2 protein-coding genes and 1 riboswitch are annotated in these 1,388 nt (G+C 69.6%); of the genes, one reads left to right on the top strand and one right to left on the bottom strand.

Annotation, left to right across the window (positions count from 1 at the left end):
• Positions 1 to 122: 122 nt before the first annotated feature.
• Entirely contained in the window at positions 123 to 383 is a 261-nt protein-coding gene (locus AC5RV2_RS17980) for a DUF4235 domain-containing protein (protein WP_494000708.1), read from the bottom strand.
• 170 nt (positions 384 to 553) lie between these two features.
• A riboswitch (TPP riboswitch) is annotated at positions 554 to 687 on the top strand.
• Positions 688 to 729: 42 nt separating this feature from the next.
• Between AC5RV2_RS17980 and AC5RV2_RS17975 the strand changes: the two genes are divergently transcribed.
• On the top strand, positions 730 to 1,350 hold the full coding sequence (locus AC5RV2_RS17975; protein ID WP_494000707.1) for an ECF transporter S component: 621 nt from the start codon (positions 730 to 732) through the stop codon (positions 1,348 to 1,350).
• Positions 1,351 to 1,388 lie beyond the last annotated feature (38 nt).

Genomic DNA, 1,388 nt, shown 5'->3' with positions numbered 1-1,388 from the left:
GGACGCTCCGTAACCTGCCGGCCAAGGGGACCGGGCCGCGGGCGGGCGTCGGCGGCCGGGACCAGAACGCGATGGGGGACGGGCCCGCGGCCCGTCCCCCCTCGGAATCCTCAAGGGACCGCTTAGACCATTTCCCGGGTCTTGTCGTAGCGTATGACCGCCTTGGCGGTGGCGCGCTTGGTCAGCACCTGGATCACCCGCGCCACGGTGCCGGACACCACGGCGAAGGCCACCGCCGCCCGCAGGCTGTTCTCCAGGTCATCGTCGCTCTTGGGCGCATCTTTTCCGGTGACCATCTTCCAGACAAGCCCCAGCAGCTGGCTGGCTGCCAGGCCCGCGCCGATACTCACCAGTGTGCCCAAGAGCCTCAACACAACGCTCATGCCCGCTCCCTTCCGGGGCCGCAGCCCCGTCTCAACTGCTGTTCCGGTTCCCAGCCTACTGCCCGGCATCCGCCGGGGCCGTAAGCCCTCGTGCATTTTCCCGGGGTCTGCGCCCGAATGCCCCGCCGCTGCGGGCGAGTGTAGACTGGTACATGCTGCCAGACAGCATCTAGTGACGACAGGGGAGCGTCCGACCGGCCGGTGCACACCGGAGACCGGGAGGGACGCTGAGAGTGCGGACAGACCGCAGACCCTCGAACCTGCTCCGGTTAGTACCGGCGAAGGGAGTCGAGTTCTCGGGGCGCGCCGCGTGGCCGCCCTCCCCTCCTGCAACCAGGAGGATTCCATGAGTACCGTTTCGAATGCACCCGCCACACCCACCCCTGCCCGGAAGCAGCGGTACGGCTGGCGGGTCGTGGACATCGTCGTCGCCTCGGTGGTCGCCGTGGCCGTCGGCGTCATCTTCTGGGCCTGGTCGGCGGGCTGGCCGCTGATCGAGGGCCTGACCATAGCCTTCCCGCCTTCCGCCGGGCTGTACACCGGCGGCTGGCTGATGGCGGGCGTGCTGGGCGGGTTGATCATCCGCAAGCCCGGCGCCGCCATCTACTGCGAGATGCTGGCGGCGGTTGTCTCCGCGCTGCTGGGCACGAGCTTCGGCATGACCGTCCTGGTCTCCGGCCTGATCCAGGGCCTGGGCGCCGAGGTCGTCTTCCTGCTCTTCCTGTACCGCAGGTTCAATCTCGGCGTGGCGCTGCTGGCCGGCCTGGGCGCAGGCCTGGCGCTGTCGATCAGCGAGAACATCCTCTACAACATGCTGTGGGCCGCCGAATGGCAGCTCGCCTACGTGGGCTTCGCGGCCGTGTCCGGCGTGGTGATTGCCGGGCTGCTGCCGTGGCTGGCGGTCAGGGGCCTGGCGAAGACGGGCGCGCTGTCCTCCTTCGCCGCGGGACGCACGGCAGACGCCTGAGCCGTTTGATGGGAGCGCGGAGTACGACGGCGGCGCCC

The organism is Arthrobacter sp. Y3225116 (assembly GCF_059091245.1).
Note: the sequence above shows the minus strand (reverse complement) of the source record. Positions and strands in the feature narration are given on the sequence as shown.

What these genes read in the sequence shown, in the direction of transcription:
- AC5RV2_RS17980 (WP_494000708.1), bottom strand. Translation starts at nt 383, where the DNA reads ATGAGCGTTGTGTTGAGGCTCTTGGGCACACTGGTGAGTATCGGCGCG.
- AC5RV2_RS17975 (WP_494000707.1), top strand. Translation starts at nt 730, where the DNA reads ATGAGTACCGTTTCGAATGCACCCGCCACACCCACCCCTGCCCGGAAG.